Genomic DNA, 19,122 nt, shown 5'->3' on the forward strand with positions numbered 1-19,122 from the left:
AGCGACGATTTTAAAGCAAAAGCAGGATGGCAGACAGGAAAGAAGCCGATTAATGCCGTGCGGGCACAATGGTCAGCGCTATGCGTTCTGCCAGCTCCAGCACTTTAAACCAGGTGCCGTGATCCTGTAGCAGAGAACGGGAAACGCCCGTGGGCCGTAGCGTTTTTACGCCGAGGCGATCGCCAAAAAGCACGATGGCGCGCGCCGCGTCATCCTGTCTGGATATCCAGAGCAATCCCTGCGCCTGCGGACACTGGCAATAAATAGCTTCGGCCCATTTTCGGGTGGCCGGATAGCAATCTTTTTCGGTATCGATTAGCTGGCTACGCTTCAGGCCGAGCTTGTGTAAAGCCAGGCTGCGTAAATCCACCAGCCTCAGCGCTTCCGTTACCTCAATAACCGAGTGCTGCTGGCCGGTAAACTTTGCCTTGTCCATGCTTTTGAACCCGGCGGTATGCGGAACGTCGTGAAACAGCGTTTCCATCAGCGCGCAGGAAAACGTCGTACCGGCATACAGCGTGGGAATAGCGCGATCTTTCTCATCTTTAATGGGGCTGAATCGCGCGTTGCCTTTAAGGCCCGGATTAAACTGCGTCGCTTGATATTTATCCAGATGGATACGGTGTAGCTTTTCACCGGCGTTAAGGAGCGTCAGGGTAACAGCAAGCTCTGCCGTGGGAGCGGGAAGCAGTAAAGCATCGGCAGAGCTAGCCATGTTCAACACCTTCTACCTCATCTTTCGCTGCTTCTATTACCTGCTCCGGGCTGCTGAGCAGCAAATCCTGCGGACGCCTGCCGCCCAGGGCGCTGTTGTCGGCCCGAAACCAGTAGGCCATTCCCCAACCGTCCTTGCTATCGGTGAAGATTTTTATGATTTCCGCCAGCGCCTTACAGGGCCGGAACCCGGTGTCCGCCGCCAGAGCCCAGGCAGGATAGTAATCAATACCGTGATGCTGAATGGTAAAAATCTGCTGCTGTTTTTTCCACTTATGCGGCTGCGCGCTGGGGTTGCGCGCGCTGAACCCGGCCAGCCCGGCCACTTCTGCCGCCGTCAGCCAGTCTCCGCTTTCCAGTACGGCCTTACGGGCCTGGATCAGCATAGCGGCTTCTTTCAGCAGCGTTGGCGAGACCGGCGCCGACGGCAACATGATTTCCGCCAGCCGCTCCAGCGATGACTGCTCCTGACGCTCCCGCAGCACCTCAAGCAAAGAAACGGTCATGTTCATAATGTTTTCCGTTAACGTCTCGACCACGCCCGGCTGCTGATGAACAAAGGTCATGGCCAATACGCGATCGGCCTGAGACTTATTTAAACGGGCCTGGATCTCTTTCGGAGTGCCTACCAGCGTGGCGATACCTGAAGAAACCGGAATGGCGCTCATAGCTTTATCCTTGGTGATGGTAGTTATGATCAATATAACATAACCATCATTACTGACAAGGTCGCTTTTTGAACGGAAACGTAAAGATAAAGCCCCGACGTCAGCGATCGGGGCAACGGATTACAGCGCGACGCGCATCACCTCGTCAGGCGCGGCGGCTTCCTGTTTGCGGGAAGAAGCCTGCTTAACGGAGATATACAACGTCTGACCATCCGGCGACAGCGCAAGGCTGTTTGGATGGGTCGGCGCCTTAAGGGTTTTGACAACTTTATAGGTTTTGCCGTCAATAATGCTGACTTCGCCCGCCTCACGGTGGGTCACATAAATTTCATTGCGCTGCGGATTAAACAGCACCGCCAGCGATTTTGGCACGGCGACCTTCTGTATGACCTTGCCGTCTTCGGTGTTCACCACCAGCAGCTCAGGCTGCTTAGAGTCGGTGATAAAGGCGCGATGCGTGGCCGGATCCAGGCTGATATTCAGAAAGAAGTGCTCGCCCTCTGCCAGCTTCACTTTGCCAAGCAGCCTGTTGCTGGCGGTGTCGAAAGTGAAGAGTTCGTTATCGCCGCCGGTGGCGTAAAGGCGGTGCGCGGCGGTGTCCAGCGTCAGGCCGGTAGCGTGCTTGCCTAAGCCCTCCAGCGTATGGCGCAGCGTCAGCTTATCGCCATCCACCACCCAGATGCGGCTCTCTTCGCCCACGCCGCCGATATAAACCGTATTGGTATTTTCATCTACCGCCAGCTCACGCGGCGCCAGCGGACGGAAATTTTCGCTGCGCGGACGCGCATCCAGCACCAGACGTCCTTTTACCTGACCGCTTTTTACATCGATCGCGGTGACCGTGCTGTCCAGCGTGTTGCCGACAAAAAGCGTGTCGGTTTTATTGTTGATTGCCGTACCAAAGGGCTTGAGGTCGTTGTGGATCGCCTGAGTAATGGCCAGGGTCTGCGGATCGAGGCGGTAAACCACGCCGCCCTTATCCAGCTGGCGGCTGCCGGAGGTTGCCACATACAGCGCCTGCTGCGACGGGCTGTAAGCCATTTCATAAGCGCCTTTGGCAACGGGCTGGCGCAGCGGTTCAGCGGTTTCACTGTGGGCGGGGATCGCGGCGGCAAACAGCGCCAGCGTTAACAGGTAGCCTTTTCCACGGCTGAAGGTAGCGTTCATATTCTCTCCATGTAACTGAATGATCAGAGGTAAAGCGGCCCGACGCGCTGTCTTGCGGCGGCGGGCCAAAAATTAGCCCAGCAGCGCCGTGGTCAATCTTGCGGTACAGCAGCGCCTGTCCCTGTCGTCATAGATAGCGATTTCCCAGACCTGCTGGCTTCTGCCCAGATGCAGCGGCTGACACACGCCGCGCACCAGGCCGCCGGTCACGGCGCGATGGTGGCTGGCGTTAATCTCCGTGCCGACCACGCACTGCCCTTCCTGGCTGGTCAAAAAGCCGGCCATCGATCCTAACGTTTCCGCCAGCGCGACCGACGCGCCGCCGTGCAGCAGGCCAAAAGGCTGCTGCGTACGGGCATCGACCGGCATGGTCGCCTCCAGCCTGGCCTCTTCCAGCAGCGTAAAGGTCATGCCCAGATGGGCGACCATCGATCCGTCGCCCATGCGGTTAAGCTCATCCAGACTCAGCTGGCGCTTCCAGATAGATTTTGTCATTACGCCCCCAGCGTGCTGCCACCGTCGATCACAATATCCTGCATCGTGATATGGCTGGCTTGATCGGACGCAAGGAACAGGATGGTGCTGGCGACCTCCTCTGGCCGGGCGATTTTGCCCAGCGGAATACCGACTTTAAACTGCTCCGCGAAGCCGCGAATGCGCTGCTGTTCGGCATCCGGGCTTTTCCACAGCGTGCGCTGCATATCGGTATCGGTCGAGCCTGGCGACACCAGGTTGCAGCGCACGCCGAAAGAGGCCAGCTCCAGGCCAACCGTCAGGCTGAGGCTGCGCAGCGCCGCTTTCGACGCGCCGTAGGCCGACATGCCGATGCGCGGACAGTGCGCAGCGTCCGACGCCACGGTGACGATAGCGCCGCCGCGCTGCTCGCGGAACCACGGCATGGTCTGCTGGAATAGGTTAAACGCGCCGCCAACGTTGACGGCCATCACCGCTTCCCAGTCCGCCACGTCCAGCTCATCCGTCGCGCCCATCCGCAGAATGCCTGCGCCGTTGACCAGCACGTCCAGTCGCGGCGTTTCCGGCCGCAGCCGCTGGCATACCGCTTTCACCTGCTGCGCGTCGGCTACGTTCAGCTCCACGGTCTGAAACGGGTAATCGGCCTGAGGGAAAGCGAGATCCAGCCCGACTACCGTCGCGCCCGCCTCGTGAAAGGCCAGCGCGGTGGCATAGCCAATGCCTTTACCGGCACCGGTTACCCAGATATGTTTATTGGTAAAATCGAGGCTCATGCGCGCTCCCGCGACAGCAGACGCCACCAGGCCGCCAGCGTCGGCTCTTTCGCCAGCATCACAAAATCGATATCGCCGTAAACTTTACGCCAGCGCGCCGCCAGCGCCATCATGCGCACCGAATCCAGGCCGTAATCGATCAGGTTCTCATCCTCTTCCGGCGTTTCGTCCTCATCCAGCATCGGCTGCACCAGCGCGCGCAGCTGCGCCATGCTCAGCGGCACCGGCAGCAGATCTTCCGTCAGCACCACTTTCCCGGCGCGACCGGCGGTGTATTTCAGCGCCATCAGGTGCTCGTCGCGGCTGAAGTCAGCCAGCGCATCCGCCACCATAAAGGGCTGGATATCCCGCATAAAGGCGTCGATAGCGGTGGTCAGGCAGCCGATATGCGCGTACACGCCGCAGATAATCAGCTGGTCGCGGCCGGTCTCTTTCAGGTGCTGCTCCAGCGGCGAGCGATGGAAGGCGCTGTAGCGCCATTTCACCAGCACTTCGTCACCCTCTTCCGGCGCCAGTTCGGCTACGACTTTCTGCTGCTCCGGATGTTTATTCAGCCCCGGCCCCCACATATCGTTCAGCAGCGCGCGGTCTTTATCGCTTTGATGATTAGGCTGCGCCGTGTAGTAAACCGGAATGCCGTTCTGGCGGCAGTATTCACGCAGCGCGGCGATATTGCTGATGACCTGTTTGATCATCGGGCAGTCTTCGCCCCAGAAATTAATAAAATAGTTCTGCATATCGTGGATCAGCAGCGCGCCCCTGGCGGGTTCAAACGTCCATTTGACCTTGTTTTCTGGCAGGTCGGCGGCGGCAGGCAGCGCATAGGCTTTTAGTGCAGGGATAGTCATTTTTTCTCCGGAATTCAGTTGGTCTGGCTGGCGGCCAGCTGTTGACGCAGGCGTTTTTTATCCACTTTACCGACGGGCGTCAGCGGCAGTTCGTCAACGGTTTCAATACGATCGGGCAGCTTGTAGTCCGCCACGCCAAGCTCGCGCAGATAGCGGCGGATCTCCACGGCGCGCACGGGACGTTTGCCCACGATAAAGGCGCAGCTTTTTTCGCCCAGCAGGCTGTCCTCCATCGAGACCAGCGCAACGTGCAGAATGGCCTCGTGGCGTAACAGCAGGTTTTCGATCTCTTCAGCGGCAATTTTCTCGCCGCCGCGATTGATCTGATCTTTTTCGCGGCCCTGCACGCAGATATAGCCGTCCGGCGTAATGGAGACCAGGTCGCCGGAACAATAGAAGCCGTTGGCGTCAAAGGCCTGCGCGTTGTGCTCCGGGCTGCGGTAATAGCCGCGGAAGGTGTACGGGCCGCGCGTCATCAGCCGTCCGGTTTCGCCCTGCGGCAGCGGATTGCCCTGCTCGTCCGCGACCCAGACCTCATCGTCCGGGCTCATCGGCGTGCCCTGCGTCGAGAAGATGTGCCACTCGTCGTCGGTCAGCTGCGTATAGTTGACCAGCCCTTCCGCCATGCCGAAGACCTGTTGCAGCCGGCAGCCAATTTCTGCCGGAATGCGTGCCGCCAGCGCTTCGCTTAAGCGCGCGCCGCCCACCTGCAACAGCTGGAGCGAGCCAAGCGCCCGATTGCTGCCCCACTCCTGAATCGCCTGTAGCCAGAGGCTGACCGCTGGCGGCACCAGCGCCGTCGCCGTAATCTGGTGTTTTTCAATCAGCGGGAAACAAAGGTTGGCGCTCGGATCGCCTGCCAGCACCACCAGGCCGCCGCCATAAAACACGCCGAAGGCGCCCGGCGAACTGAGCGGATAGTTGTGCGCGGCGGGCAAAGCGCAGAGATAGCGGGTTTTTTCGTTAAAGCAACAGACTTCCACGCTGCGGCGGATGCTGTAGTAGTAGTCGTTATGGGTACGCGGGATCAGCTTGGGCGTGCCGGTACTGCCGCCGGAAAGCTGGAAAAACGCGACTTCGTCAGCGGCGGAAGGCGCAGCGACAAACTCGCCTTGCGCCTCGTCAATTAAGGCCGCAAGCGAGGTATCGTCCTCACGAGCGTTGCGCAGCACCACCTCACGCAGCGACGGATAGCGCTGGCGCAGCGGTTGCAGATAGTCGTCGGTGGCGAACAGCGCGTGCTGACGATCGGCGATCAGCAAAGCAGGCTCAATCTGGCTGGCGTAGGCGTCCAGCTCCTGGCGCTGATGGCTGAACAGCGCGTTGACCGGCGCCACGCCGAGCTTCAGCAGTGCAAACAGCACGATATAGAATTCAGCCACGTTGCCCAGCTGCACCAGCGCGGTATCGCCGCACTTCAGGCCGCGACGCTGTAAGGCCGCCGCCAGACGGGTGCTGGCGCGCTCAAGTTGCTGATAGCTGTATTTACGGTCGCCTTCGATCAGCGCCGTTGCCGCGCTGTTGGCGTGGCGAGTCAAAATATCCGTTAGCGGCAGATCCAGCCAGTAGCCTTTTTCACGGTAGCGAGCCGCAAAATCGTCGGGCCAGCGGGAATAGGAAATCGTCATAAAATAGCCTTATTGCAGTCCAAATACGTGCAGCATGGTGCTGAGCTTGACGCCGGTTTCGCGCCATTCCGATTCCGGCGAAGAGGCCGGAACGATGCCCGCGCCGGCGAACAGGCGAATGTTTTTTCCGGCCAGCGTGCCGCAGCGAATGGTCACCACCCATTCGCCGTTGCCTTCGTCGTCGCACCAGCCGACGATGCCGCCGAACAGCTCGCGGTTAAACGGCTCCAGCTTTTCAATCCACTCGCAAGCGGCAACGTGCGGATAACCGCTCAGCGCGGGCGTAGGATGCAGCAGGCAGGCGAGCGACAGCGCCGTTTCCTCAGCCGCTGCGGCTTTGCCTTCAATCGCGGTAGCAAGGTGCCACAGCGTCGAAGTAGTGATCAGCTCCGGCTTGTCCGGCACCGCCAGAGAGCGGCTGCGCGGTTTCAGCACGTCGTACATGGCGTTGGTCACCAGGCGGTGCTCGTAGCGATCTTTTTGCGAGTACATCAGCTTTTCGCCTACCGCAAGATCGCGCGCTTTGTCGCTGCGATCGCGTCTGGCCGAGCCCGCCAGCGGCAGCGAAGTGTAGGTTTCGCCCGACTTACGCAGCAGCAGCTCCGGGCTGGCGCCCAGCAGCGTGCTGCCGTCGGCCAGCGGAACATGGAAGTGATAGCTGCCAGGGTTGAGCGCAATCAGGCGATCCATTAACGCCGTAGCCTGCACCGGCTCGGCGGTAGTGATATCGATCAGACGCGAGAGCACCACTTTATCCAGGCCAGGCTGGGCGGTCGCTTCCGCTGCTTTCGCCACCATCTCCATAAATTCAGCCTGTTCAGGAATGTTCTGGCGCGCGGTAATTACTGGCTCTACGGCAGATCTCGCCTGCTGCGCCGACTCTGGCTGCTGCTGGCGGGAGAATGCCTCATGACGCTCAGGAATAAATAGCGCGGAAGGCTGGCGCGTATCAAAGGGGATGGCGCCAACCATCACCGGGCGCATAATCCCTTTGGCCCTGGCTGCGGCAAAGGCGCTGCGTACCTGCTGCTGGAAAGCGCCCTGCAGGTTGTCGCCGTCGGCGGCGGGACAGGTAATTTCGGCAAAGCGACCAGTGGTGATAAAGCTTTTCCACGGCGATGCGAAGAAAAAGCTCTCAGATGAGAGAGAAACTGATGGTTTAACTGCATCAGCGCAAAGCGTCTCCATAACGGCCTCCAGCCACAACGATAAAAAGTATAATAATGATTATCATTTGCATTATTACCGCGTAACTTTAAGTAAATTCTTTGTGATGTCAAGCAACGTTTCGCAGTTTAAAACAGTGCAAAACACCACGCCGCGACCGGGCGCAACGTTTGCGCCGTTATTAGCATCATTTGGCAGCATTACCTGCCGCCAGGGCAGGTAAGGAAGGACTAAAACCCGATGTTATTCAGTTACGCTTTCTCCCGGCGAAGCGGGCGCGGGCTGGCGATAGCGTCGGAGCGAACCGAAGGCGGCGGCCAGCACCAGGCTGACGATGGCCAGCCCCAGGCCGCTGCTGCTGGCGGCGGTGGCGGGCAGCATCACCGTGGTCATCGCGCCCAGCAGCAGCGCGCCCAGCGAGTCACCCATCACGTTTTGCGCCGTCCACAGGCCGTTGATACGGCCCAGCATCGCGTCCGGCGTCAGCGTCTGGATCAGCGTGTATTGCAGCAGCGCGCTCAGGGCGCTCAGGTAGCCGAACAGCATCAGACAGAGCGCGCCCGCCTCCCAGTAAGGCATCAGGCCGCACAGCCCTACCGCGACGAAAGCGGCGACGGCGGTGAAAAGCATCACCTTGCCCGGACGCGGATGCTGTGCCAGATTGCCGCTGGTCAGCGCGCCTGCGGCCGCGCCGAGCGGTACGGCAGCATAGAGAAAGCCGATCTGCTGCGCGCTCAGCTCCCAGCGAATGGCCAGCGCCGGATAAAGCACGCGTACCGCCGTCGCCATGGTCAGCAGCGCGCCCACCAGCGCCACGCCGCCGATCAGACGATGGCCGAGCAGAAAGGTAAAGCCTTCCGCCAGCGACCGTAGCGGCCTGGCGTGCGACTGCGGCGGCGGCGGCAACGACGGCAGACGCAGCAGCGGGATCAGCGTAATAAAGGTGCCCGCCGCCGCCAGCGCGAAGTTCCAGAATACGCCGCCCGCCGCGAGCAGCACGCCGCCCACCATCGGCGAGATCACCGCGCCCAGCCTGACCGTGAGCATGGTGATCGCCCCGGCCTGCATCAGGTTTTCACGGCCCACCAGCGCGGGCGTGGCGGCAAGCAGCGCCGTCACGCCGATGGCGCCGAAAAAGCCGTCCCAGATGCCCAGCAGGTAGATGGCGGTCAGCGACGGGGACGGCATGGCGGCATTGACGCACAGGCCGATAAAGCCCAGCCCGCAGGTCGATCGCGCGAACAGGATCAGCCGCCGACGCTCGTGGCGATCCGCCAGCACGCCGCCCAGCATCAAACCGGTAAACAGGGCCGCGCCGGTCAGCGTGACCGCCAGGCTTACCTGCCAGGCAGAACCGGTCAGCTGCTGGATCTGCACCGGCACGCCGACGCCAAGCAGGCCCAGCGCCAGGATAGAGATAAAGCGGGCGATAAACACCGCCCGAAAATCAGGGTGCGTCTTCAGCAGGCTGAGGCTGAGCATAAAGGTCTGTTTTTTCATTGTGTTGCCCGATCCAGCAGTTGGTTAAGGCGTGGGCCGATATGGGTAAACGCCTCTGCCGAAATAATATCCACATGCGCGCATTCCACCGGGAAGGTTTGCAGCGCGTCGAGCCATGGCGCCCACGCGGTGTGCGCATCCTGCCCCGGCTTCAGCGTTTTCTGCGCGACGAACAGCGTGGCTTCCCCGACGAAGCGGCGGCTTTTCGCGGTCGCCAGCAGCCTGACCGCATCGCCGTAGTTGTCTTCGATAGCGCCAAACAGCGCCTGGCTGGCCGAGGCCGCCAGCGACTCGCGCAGCGACGCCTGGGCGGCCATAAAGGCTTCACGCTCGCGGTCGATTTCCGCCAGCACTTCGGCATCCAGCTGGTTATTCCGTGACCAGCTTTGCGTTTCCGGCGGCCAGGTATCCAGCAGCCCCAGGAAGGCGACTTTTTCGCCCTGCGCCTGCAGGCGCGCCGCGATAGCGTGCGCCAGCGTGCCGCCCAGCGAATAGCCCAGCAGATAGTAAGGGCCGTGCGGCTGCTGCTCGCGCAGCGTGGCCAGATGCCGCTCGCAAAGCTCATCAAGATTTTCCGCCTGCTGCATTGGCCCGTGCGGGCGCGGCGACTGAATGCCGATCAGCGACCAGCGCGCGTCCAGATAGCGTTGCAGAATGCTGAACTGCCAGGCGAAGCCGGAGGCCGGATGGAAGCAAAACAGCGTGGGGCCGTGCGAACGCCGCAGCGGCAGGATGGTTTCCATGCCCGCGCGGCTCGCCTCTTCTTCGCTCTGCCGCGTCAGCTTTTCCGCCAGCGCGCCGACGGTGGACGCCACCATAATCAGCCCCGGCGTCACCGGTCTGTCGAGACGGCGACGCAGATCGACCGCCAGCCGCATCGCCAGCAGCGAATGGCCGCCGAGGGCAAAGAAGTCATCATTAACCGAGCGGATCTCGCAGTCCAGCAGGCGGGCAAAGGCTTCGGCCACCACGGTTTCCACACCCTCTGCCGGCGCGCGACCTGCGGCGTGGGCCAGCTGTGGCAGCGGCAGCGCCTTGCGATCCAGCTTGCCGTTAGCGCTTAGCGGGAAAGCCGCCAGCTGCACCAGCACCACCGGCACCATGTGCGCGGGCAGGCGATCGCTAAGCTGCTCGCGTAGCGCGGCCGTATCCAGTTCGCCGGACGCGGCTACCACGTAGCCCACCAGCTGCCGTTGATCGCCGCCGCCCGCGCTGGCGTTGCCGAGCACGCAGGCATGGGTAACCGCCTGCGCCACATTATCCAGCGACAGCAGCGCCTGATCGATCTCGCCCAGCTCGATCCTCTGTCCACGGATCTTAAGCTGATCGTCGCTGCGGCCCAGATATTCCACCGCGCCGTTCTCCAGCCAGCGCGCCACGTCGCCGGTGCGGTACATTCTTGCGCCCTCGCCTTCCGGATCGGCAATAAAACGGCTGGCGGTCAAATCGGCTCGCGCCAGATAGCCCTGCGCCAGCTGCACGCCGGTCAGATAGAGATCGCCCGCAATGCCCGGCGGCACCGGCTGCATATTGCCATCCAGGATGCGCAGCCCGGTGTTCCAGACCGGATAGCCAATCGGCACGCTTGCGCCCGTTACGTTGGCCAACGCTTCGCCGTAGGCCGGATACCAGCTCACATCCACCGCCGCTTCGGTCGGGCCATAAAGATTGTGCAGCGGCACGGCCGTTTTGTCCTGCCACTGGCGACAGAGATCGGTCGGCAGCGCCTCGCCGCTACAGAATACCCGCCGTAAAGAAGCACAGTGGGCCACGGCCTCGTCATCGGTTAACGCGGTGACAAACGCCGCCAGCATGGAAGGAACGAAGTGCGTAGTTGTGACACCGTAACGGCTGAACAGCGCCTGGAGCGCCTGCGGATCGCGATGCGCTTCCGGCGGCGCCATCACCAGCTGCGCGCCGGTCAGAAACGGCCAGAAAAATTCCCAGACCGAGACGTCAAAACTGCACGGCGTCTTTTGCAGCACTACATCGTCGGTAGTCAATCGATAGTGGTCCTGCATCCACAGCAGGCGGTTTACGATCGCCTGCTGGCCGACCATGACGCCTTTTGGCCGTCCGGTTGAGCCGGAGGTATAAATCACATAGGCGGTATGGTGCGGGAGTGACAGATCCTGAGCAGGCGCAAGATCCACTGTCGGCAACGGCTGGTGGTAGCAGAAGCTTTGCAGATTTTCGAGCTGCGCAAAGCGGCCCAGCTGTTCTTCGGTGGTGATTAACAGACGCGGGTTAGCGTCTTCCAGCATCATGCTCAGCCGATCGGTCGGATAGCCGGTATCCAGCGGCAGCCAGGCGGCGCCCAGCTCCACAATGGCCTGTAGGGCAAGCGACAAAAATACCGAACGCGGCAGCGCCACGGCCACGATGTCGCCCGCCTGCACGCCTCGCTTTTGCAGCGCCTGAGCCAGCGCCGTTACCTGCTGACGCATCTCGCGGTAGGTAAAACTATGCTGGTCATCCGCCAGCGCGTCTGCGTCCGGGGTGCGCCGCGCCTGCGCCATAATCAGGCTGCTCAGCGTGGTTTGCGGTACCTCGATCGCCGTATCGTTAATCTGCCGCAGCCGCTTTTCCTCATGCGGGTGCAGCAGCGTCGCCTGCGCGTAGGTCAACGTCGGATGGCCCGCGAACTGGCTAAGCAGCAGCGGCAGGCGGGCAAGATGCTCACGCAGCGTTTCCGCCTGATAGCGCTCCGCGTTCGCCAGGATTTCCAGCGAGACGTTGCCCTCTTCGTCCGGGTAGAGCGCGATTTCCAGATCGCGTACCGGGCCGGAAGCCAGCTGGTGGGTCACGCCTTCGATACCGGCAAAATCCAGCCGGTAGTCAAACATTTTCAGGTTAATGACCGGGCCGAACAGCGGCTCGCTCAGCTGGCCGATATCCCTTTGGATTTGCTCCGCGTCGTAGCGCTGATGGCGGCGCGCTTTTTTCAACTGCTGCTGCAGCGCCTCCGCCAGCTGTGGCAACGTGGCCTGAGGATCGAGCCGTATCGCCATTGGCAGCACGTTGAGCACCGGCCCGGTGGCGCTCAGCGCGGCCGATCCCAGGCGGCGCATAAAGATAAAGCCCGCGCTGTATTCCGCCCGCGCGCTGAGGCGGCCCAGCCACACCGCAACCAGCGCCAGCGCCAGTTCCGACGCGCTGAGCTGGCTTTGCGCACGCAGCTCGCGGAAATCTTCGCGGCTCAGCTGCAAATGCTGACGAATAAGATGCGTGGTGGCGCTTTGTCCGTTCAGCGGCAGCGGCGACAGGCTGGCGGGCATCGGCAGCTGGCTCGCCTGCTCTTTCCAGAAGGCGGCATCGCGCTGGCGGGTCGCGGAGGCGCTATAGCGATCGTACTCCTCCACCACGTCGCTGAAAGGGACGAAAGGCGAAGGCTTCGGCTCGCTGCCGGTGCAAAGCGCAGTATAAATCTCCGCAATGCGACGAGTGATGGCGGTAAAGCTGAAGCCGTCCACCACCAGATGATGAAAACGCTGATACCAGTACCAGCGGCTTTCGCTCAGGCGAAAAAGAATATGACGGTAGATCGGACTGCCGCTGCTGATGCGCAAATCCTGATCCAGATCCTGCTGCATACGCGCCAGCGCCGCCGCTGCGGGATCGGCCTCGTGGCGCAGATCGACGCACTCCGGCAGGGTAAAGTCAGCGTCGGCATCGACCCACTGCATCGGCACGCCGTCCCTTTCGGTAAAGCGCATCCGCAGCGTGTCCGCCTCCTGCATCCCGCACACCACGGCCTTGCGCAGCAGCGGCTCATTCAACGCGCCGTTCAGCTCCACATAGTGCGCCACGCTCCAGGCGTTTACCTGTGACGAAAGCTGTTCCGCCATCCAGATACCGGACTGCGCCGCTACCAGCGGCATCATTTGCTGCTGCACTTTATGCATCAGCGCCTCGCTCATTTCACTTTTCACGCTGTGACTCCCGCCGCAAAATGGGCCGGGGTCAGCGTTTGCCAGCGCGCCAGCCAGTCGTTGCATTCGTGCTGCGTCGCCGGGCCATACGCCGGCTGCCAGCCAGCGGGCCGGGCGCAGTGGGCTGGCCACAGACTGTAGCCCAGATGATTTTGCAGCACGAAAAACGGCCCCTCAGGGCGATCGAAAGGATTACTCTGTTCCATCGGAAACTCCGGATTTAGCAGGGACAGACTGCCACAGCGTGGTCAGCCCGTTAATCAGGCCGCCTCGCCAGCACAGCGCGTCGTGGCCGCCGTCAACAAGGCGATAGTGCAGCGTCGGGCAGGCCCGTTGCAGCAGCGGATAAATGCGCTGGTTAGCCTGCAAAACGACAGGTTCGCGCAGGCCCGCTTCCAGATAAATGCGCAGCGGCGCAACGCTGAGCCGGCCCTGCATCAGCTGCTCTGTCAGCCAGCCGTCCTCGCCGGTGCGCTGGCGATGCGGCCACCAGAAAGAGCCGGACTGGCTGAGCGCGCAGCCGAAACGCTGCGGCCAGTGCAGCGCGGCATAGAGGGCGGAAAGACCGCCGAAGCTCTGTCCGGCCACCACGGTGGTCGCCGGATCGTCGCGCCAGCGCGCGTGCTGCGCAAGCAGCGGCAGCAGCTCTTCCTGGACCGCCAGCCAGAAGTCGGGATTGCAGGTCAGCTCCTCGCCGCGATGCTGCGTGTCGATGGCATCAATCAGCAGATAAACCGCCTGTGGCAGCTGACCGCGATCGGTTTGCGCCTGCAGTGCAGACCAGACCGGCATCTGCTCCGCCCAGAACTGGCCATCCAGCAGCACGGCCAGCGGGCGCTGTTCCGGCTGGCTTTCGCCAGTGGTGAAAAGCCATACCCGCCGCTGATTGCCCAGCCTTTTGCTTTCCCACGTCAGGCAGCACGGCGCAGCGAACTCAACGCGCTCTGTCCAACCCGGCTGCACAGGCGCCTGCGGCAGATGCAGCGCGGAGACGGGATGGCCGCGTCCGCCTCGCCAGCTGGTATGGGGATTAAGCGGATCGGCTATCGCCTGCGGCAGCAGCCTGCGCCAGCCTTCGCGCAGCGCCGCGCGGTCCGGCGGACTTTGCAGCGCCTCGGGGGGAAAATCATTTTCGTTTACGGAAGGGATAAAGCAGTAGCTGCCTCGCCAGCCCGCATTTAGCCGAACCTGCCACTGCCAGATAGCCGTGCCGCTGATGCGTTGCAGGCTTTGCGGCGCGCGCTGCTGGTGATGATCGGTGACGCCGGTGATATAAATCCATACCCGGCGCACCGGCGAAGTCTGTTCCGTTCCGGCGGGATCCCGCCAGTAAAAGGTGACGGTGCAGATGTCACCTTCCGTCACGACCGCTGGCGACCCCAGGCTCAGCTTGTGCTGCCAGCTCGCCTGCGCGTCGCTATCCCAACCGCCTGTCATATCATCATCTTCCATCATTAGTGCCATGAAAACAGGAACTGCAAGGCGTCGATTTTATTGATAATGGTTTTCATTTGCAATAAGAAATCATCACGTTTTTCAGACCGTCGAGACGTACCGCTTGGTCTTAACCCGCAGAAAAGATAAGGAAAAAAGGAAGCGACCACGGAAAAAACAGGCTGTCGATAACCTATCGGCGCGGCCAGCCTGGCGAAAAAAACGAGGGGGAGAAAAGCGGTAACGGCGCCGTTAATCATTAACGGCGCTTATTAAGGGTGGGATCAGGAAGAAGAAACGGGATCGTGCAGCCGCTGGCGCTTGCGAAGGCTCGGGAACCAGGCCATCCACAGGCCGACCACGATCAGCGTGCCAATACCGCCGACTGCCGCCGCCGGCGCCGCGCCCAGCCAGGCTGCCAGCATCCCCGACTCAAATTCACCAAGCTGATTAGAGGTATTAATAAAAATAGAGTTAACCGCGCTGACGCGTCCGCGCATCTCATCCGGCGTATCCAGCTGCACCAGCGAGCCGCGGATCACCATACTGACCATATCGAACCCGCCCAGCGCAAACAGCGCCAGCAGCGACAGCCACAGCTCTTCAGAGAGCGCAAACACCAGCGTCGCCACGCCGAAACCGGCTACGGAGGCAAACATGATTTTACCGACGTTGCGCTCCAGCGAACGACGGCTGAGCCAGAAGCCGACCAGCAGGCCGCCAACCGCTGGCGCGCCGCGCAGCAGGCCCAGCCCCCACGGCCCGGTATGCAGAATATCTTTGGCGAAAATGGGCAGCAGCGCCGTCGCCCCGCCCAGCAGTACCGCAAACAGATCCAGCGAAATGACGCCCAGCACGTCCGGCCGGTTACGGATAAATTTCACCCCGGCAAAGACGCTGGCGAAGGTGGCGGGCGTGCGCGGCGGCGGCGCATGGTCGTAGCGCAGGCGGCTGACCATCACGACGGAGATAAGATAGAGTACGCCAGTGGTGATATAGACCGCCTGCGGCCCGGCAACGTATAAAAAGCCGCCGAGCGCCGGGCCAAGCATGGAAGCCGTTTGCATCGATGCGGCGTTGGCGGCCGTCGCCCGCGCCAGTATTGAGGGCGGCACCAGCGCGGGCAGCATGGACTGCAGCGACGGCGCCTCTAACGTTTTGGCGATGGAAAGCACGAAAATCAGCGCCAGGATCACCAGCTCGTTGGTCAGGTGCATCAGCGTCAGCACCGCCAGCGCGGCAATCGCCAGCAGTTCGGTAAACTGCCCCAGTAATACGACGCGACGACGGTCAAACTGATCGGCAACGTGCCCTGCCGGCAAGGCCAGCACCACCGCCGGCAGAAACTGCGCCAGCCCGATTAAGCCTAAATCGAAGGCGCGGCCGGTAAGCGCATAAATCTGCCAGCCGACCGCGATAGAGAGCATCTGAAAACCGAAACTGGAGCTGGTGCGGGCCAGCCAGAAAGCGACAAAAGAGCGATGGTGAAACAGCGATTCCGACCCGGCGGAAGTAGGCGATTGCATGGTGATTTCCGGTTATTTTTTTGACAGCGCCAAATCCTGAGCGGCCGGCTCCTGCCGGGGCGCATATTTCCACAGCCAGCGTCCGCTGGTCATGCGGCGGTAGAAGAAGATACCACGGACAATCCAGTCCAGAAACATGCCCAGCCAGATCCCCACCACGCCAAAGCCGAGTACCACGCCCAGTCCGTAGCCCGCCACAATGCGGCATCCCCACATGCCCAACAGCGAAACCCACATGGTAAACCTGGCGTCGCGCGCGCCCTTCAGCCCCGCCGGTAAAACCCAGGATGCGGCCCAGAACGGCATAAACAGCGCGTTCAGCCAGATCAGGATTTTGACCACGTGGATAACCTCCTCGTCGCGGGTATAAAACGAAGCCAGAATGCCCGCAAAAGGCACCGTCAACGCCGCCAGCGCGCACAGCCCGATGGTTGAAAGCCAAAAAATATGCCGCAGCTGCCTTTCCGGCTGCTTCAGCTGTCCTTTGCCCAGGCGGGTGCCGACAATAATGGTTGAGGCGGAGCCAAGGGAGTTGCCCGGCAGGTTGATCATCGAGGCAATGGAAAAGGCGATAAAGTTACCGGCGATCACGTCGGTGCCCATTCCCGCGACAAAAACCTGCGTCAGCAGCTTGCCGCCGTTGAACAGCACCGATTCAATACTGGCGGGCACGCCGATGCTCAGCACCTCCATCAGGATATTGGTGTTGAGCCGGGTGAAATAGCTTTTCAGCGTGATTTTCAGGCGCGGATTGAAGCCGATAGCCAGCACATAAATTACCGCCGCCGCGCCGATATAGCGGGCGATGGTCAGCCCCAGTCCGGCACCAACAAAGCCCATCCCTTTCCAGGAGAAACAGCCGTAGATCAGCACCGTACTGAAAATAATATTCAGGATATTCATGCCGCCGTTAATCAGCATGGGGATCTTGGTATTGCCCGCGCCACGCAGCGCGCCGCAGCCAATCAGCGCAATCGCGGCGGCCGGATAGCTCCATGCGGTGATATTGAGATAGATCAGCGCCATCTCTTTTACCCGCGGTTCTGCGTTACCGGCAATAAGATTGATGATCCACTCGCCGTAAAACTCAATGCCTATTGCCAGCAGCACGGCGAAAATAGTCATCAGCACCAGCGACTGCCGGGCGGCCGCCTGGGCCCGTTCGCGGTTAAGCTTACCCAGGCTGAAGGCGACCACCACCGTGGTACCCAGATCGATAGCGGCGAAAAAAGCGATGATGACCATATTAAAACTGTCGGCCAGCCCGACGCCCGCCATCGCCTCCTTGCCCAGCCAGCTCACCAGGAAAGTGCTCAGCACGCCCATCAACAGCACGCAAAGGTTCTCAAAAAAGATCGGTACCGCCAGCGGCGTGATTTCTCGCCAGAACAGAACCCGATAAGAACGTCTTTTAGGATACCAGGGCGTACGCCTGATGGCCTCTAACGGAGAAATACGGAATATTTGCAAAGTGCTGCCTGCCAGAAATGGAGAAGACTCTACTGATGATGGTAAAAGGCGCTCTGATATGCAAAGTCTTTTCCGGAGAAAAGTGATTTTCCCCTGCGGATAGCGCCGTGCCCTGTACGATCGAAAAAGGCGATCGTCGATCGCCTTTTTTGGTTCTCCAGCCCTGGCTACTGCGCTTTAGGCTCGCCCAGCGCCTTGAGCCTTTTGGAAAGCTCACGACGCTCTTTGGAAAGATCGGCGTTTTTGATGATGTAATCGTCAACGCGATCTTCGTAATCGCTGCGCATGCTGCTGATAATTTCCTGAATGGCTTCGACGCTCATGCCGGGCTTGATATATTCACTCAGGTTATCCAGCAGCAGCACGCGTTTCTGGTTGTCGCGGATTTTCTTTTCAATATCGTGGATTTCACGCTGCAGCTTGTTCTTACGACGGAACATCCGCACAAACTCCAGTACGTCCTGAAAGGATTGCTTTGCATTTTCCATGGAAACACCTTCTGTTCAGGCCTGCAAGGCAGGCATTATTATCATTGCGCTCAGCGTAGCGGCGAACCGCTGTCGAGGCGATTAGTTGTAGAGTCGGACTGGCGTTATCTTAGCGCGAACCGGCGCTTTTCGCAGTAAGTTGTTATTAATCGTTTATTTACGCAGCACCAGACGCATCAGATCCGACAGCCTTTCCAGCTGCGCGGCCATCTCCAGACTCAGCCAGACGTAGCCGTGGATCGGCGTTTCCACCAGCTCGTCGCTGTTGGAGGCTTTGATCAGCTGCCGCAGCTCGCGGGTGATTTCCGCCAGCTCCGCGCTGTTGGCGGAGATTTGGTCCGTGCTGCCCGCCACTATTGCCTTTGACAGCGCGCGCAGCGTATTTTCCGTCATCTGCTGGGTGCGCCTCAGCGTAGGCGCGTTCAGCATTATCAGGTGGCTTTCGCGAGAGGACCACCAGGCGTTCAGCTGCAGCTCCAGCGTGCAGACCATATTGCGGTTCAGCGTCTGAATACCTTCAAAAACCGAACGCGGAATACGCGTTTCCTTGCTGGCGGGATCGATCAGCGACCGCATTTTCACCACGCCGGTCAGCAGCCGCTGCAGGGGGCGCGTCAGCCGGGGCTTGTCCACCAGGTTAGGTGAACAGCCGGCATGGTAAATTTTAGCGGTTTCCAGCAGGGAATCGGAAAGCTTGATGCGCCAGTGGGTATAGGCCTTTTGCGGATAAATGCTGGTAAAAAACAGCGCCAGCACCGAACCCAGGATCACGTCGCCGCCTCGCCACAGCGCCATGGTCATATCGCCCGGCGCGCCGCCGCAGATCACCGCCAGCGTAATGCCGATCAGCAGCGCCATATAAGGGTGCTTGCCCAGCGTCAGAAAACCGCATAAAAACATCACCAGCGTGCACCAGGCCAGCATTACCGGCAGCGACCACAGCTCCAGCCAGAGCGCAATCAGCCCCGAAACCGAGCCGAATATCGTACCGCCGATGCGCTGGATCGCACGCGGAAAGACGTTACCCCAGGAGGAAATCGGCCCCATCACCACCACCAGCGTAATCAGCGGCCAGCTGCCTTCCGGGATAGAGAACAGGCGGATCAGCAGAAACGTCAGCACGAACGCCAGCGCGATGCGAATGCCGTGCACCGTGCGATAGTTACGATAGAGGGTGAATTCAAAGGCCGATAGCGGCTTGTCGGGACGCAAAACTTTCTCCAGGGGCGGGCTATTTTCCGGCATCATACCCTGCCCTGCGGGGCTTCGCCCGCTTTTTTGCGTATTGCCGTCTCACGATAACAGTGGTGCAACAGCAGCTCAACAAACAGGC

16 protein-coding genes are annotated in these 19,122 nt (G+C 60.8%); all 16 read right to left on the reverse strand.

What is annotated here, in order from left to right:
- Positions 1 to 49: 49 nt before the first annotated feature.
- Positions 50 to 715 (reverse strand): RES family NAD+ phosphorylase, encoded by a 666-nt coding sequence (locus AB3U87_RS03950; RefSeq protein ID WP_253460248.1) that lies wholly within the window; start codon positions 713 to 715, stop codon positions 50 to 52.
- Positions 708 to 1,382, reverse strand: coding sequence for an antitoxin Xre/MbcA/ParS toxin-binding domain-containing protein (locus AB3U87_RS03955; RefSeq protein ID WP_253460245.1), 675 nt, complete (start codon positions 1,380 to 1,382; stop codon positions 708 to 710). Before AB3U87_RS03955 ends, AB3U87_RS03950 begins: the two co-directional genes overlap by 8 nt.
- 120 nt (positions 1,383 to 1,502) lie before the next feature.
- Complete coding sequence (gene yncE, locus AB3U87_RS03960) at positions 1,503 to 2,549, reverse strand: 7-bladed beta-propeller protein YncE (RefSeq protein ID WP_301251063.1); 1,047 nt, start codon at positions 2,547 to 2,549, stop codon at positions 1,503 to 1,505.
- A 72-nt stretch (positions 2,550 to 2,621) separates the two neighbouring features.
- On the reverse strand, positions 2,622 to 3,044 hold the full coding sequence (locus tag AB3U87_RS03965; RefSeq protein ID WP_253460240.1) for a hotdog fold thioesterase: 423 nt from the start codon (positions 3,042 to 3,044) through the stop codon (positions 2,622 to 2,624).
- A complete protein-coding gene (gene dhbA, locus AB3U87_RS03970) occupies positions 3,044 to 3,796 on the reverse strand; it encodes a 2,3-dihydro-2,3-dihydroxybenzoate dehydrogenase (RefSeq protein WP_253460237.1) in 753 nt (250 codons plus the stop codon). Before dhbA ends, AB3U87_RS03965 begins: the two co-directional genes overlap by 1 nt.
- Positions 3,793 to 4,644, reverse strand: coding sequence for an isochorismatase (locus AB3U87_RS03975; protein ID WP_253460234.1), 852 nt, complete (start codon positions 4,642 to 4,644; stop codon positions 3,793 to 3,795). Before AB3U87_RS03975 ends, dhbA begins: the two co-directional genes overlap by 4 nt.
- Before the next feature lie 14 nt (positions 4,645 to 4,658).
- Positions 4,659 to 6,272, reverse strand: a complete 1,614-nt coding sequence (locus AB3U87_RS03980; protein WP_394148461.1) for a (2,3-dihydroxybenzoyl)adenylate synthase — start codon at positions 6,270 to 6,272, stop codon at positions 4,659 to 4,661.
- 9 nt (positions 6,273 to 6,281) lie between these two features.
- On the reverse strand, positions 6,282 to 7,460 hold the full coding sequence (locus tag AB3U87_RS03985) for an isochorismate synthase (protein ID WP_253460228.1): 1,179 nt from the start codon (positions 7,458 to 7,460) through the stop codon (positions 6,282 to 6,284).
- Positions 7,461 to 7,682: 222 nt separating this feature from the next.
- Positions 7,683 to 8,939 carry an enterobactin transporter EntS gene (gene entS, locus AB3U87_RS03990; RefSeq protein ID WP_253460226.1) on the reverse strand — a complete coding sequence of 419 codons (1,257 nt, stop codon included), beginning with the start codon at positions 8,937 to 8,939 and terminating at the stop codon, positions 7,683 to 7,685.
- A complete protein-coding gene (locus tag AB3U87_RS03995) occupies positions 8,936 to 12,859 on the reverse strand; it encodes an enterobactin synthase subunit F (RefSeq protein WP_394148569.1) in 3,924 nt (1,307 codons plus the stop codon). Before AB3U87_RS03995 ends, entS begins: the two co-directional genes overlap by 4 nt.
- A gap of 8 nt (positions 12,860 to 12,867) precedes the next feature.
- Positions 12,868 to 13,077: an MbtH family protein gene (locus AB3U87_RS04000; RefSeq protein ID WP_125288080.1), complete on the reverse strand. Its 210-nt coding sequence runs from the start codon at positions 13,075 to 13,077 to the stop codon at positions 12,868 to 12,870.
- Positions 13,064 to 14,326, reverse strand: a complete 1,263-nt coding sequence (fes, locus tag AB3U87_RS04005) for an enterochelin esterase (protein ID WP_394148463.1) — start codon at positions 14,324 to 14,326, stop codon at positions 13,064 to 13,066. Before fes ends, AB3U87_RS04000 begins: the two co-directional genes overlap by 14 nt.
- A gap of 263 nt (positions 14,327 to 14,589) precedes the next feature.
- Positions 14,590 to 15,831 carry an MFS transporter gene (locus AB3U87_RS04010; RefSeq protein ID WP_253460220.1) on the reverse strand — a complete coding sequence of 414 codons (1,242 nt, stop codon included), beginning with the start codon at positions 15,829 to 15,831 and terminating at the stop codon, positions 14,590 to 14,592.
- A gap of 12 nt (positions 15,832 to 15,843) precedes the next feature.
- On the reverse strand, positions 15,844 to 17,301 hold the full coding sequence (locus AB3U87_RS04015; protein ID WP_253460217.1) for an EmmdR/YeeO family multidrug/toxin efflux MATE transporter: 1,458 nt from the start codon (positions 17,299 to 17,301) through the stop codon (positions 15,844 to 15,846).
- 167 nt (positions 17,302 to 17,468) lie between these two features.
- Complete coding sequence (locus tag AB3U87_RS04020) at positions 17,469 to 17,789, reverse strand: DUF496 family protein (protein WP_253460215.1); 321 nt, start codon at positions 17,787 to 17,789, stop codon at positions 17,469 to 17,471.
- Positions 17,790 to 17,942: 153 nt separating this feature from the next.
- Entirely contained in the window at positions 17,943 to 19,001 is a 1,059-nt protein-coding gene (locus AB3U87_RS04025; protein WP_301251164.1) for an FUSC family protein, read from the reverse strand.
- Positions 19,002 to 19,122: the final 121 nt, after the last annotated feature.

The sequence above is a fragment of the Erwinia plantamica genome (assembly GCF_043420595.1).
GTDB classification, from domain to species: Bacteria; Pseudomonadota; Gammaproteobacteria; order Enterobacterales; family Enterobacteriaceae; genus Erwinia; species Erwinia aeris.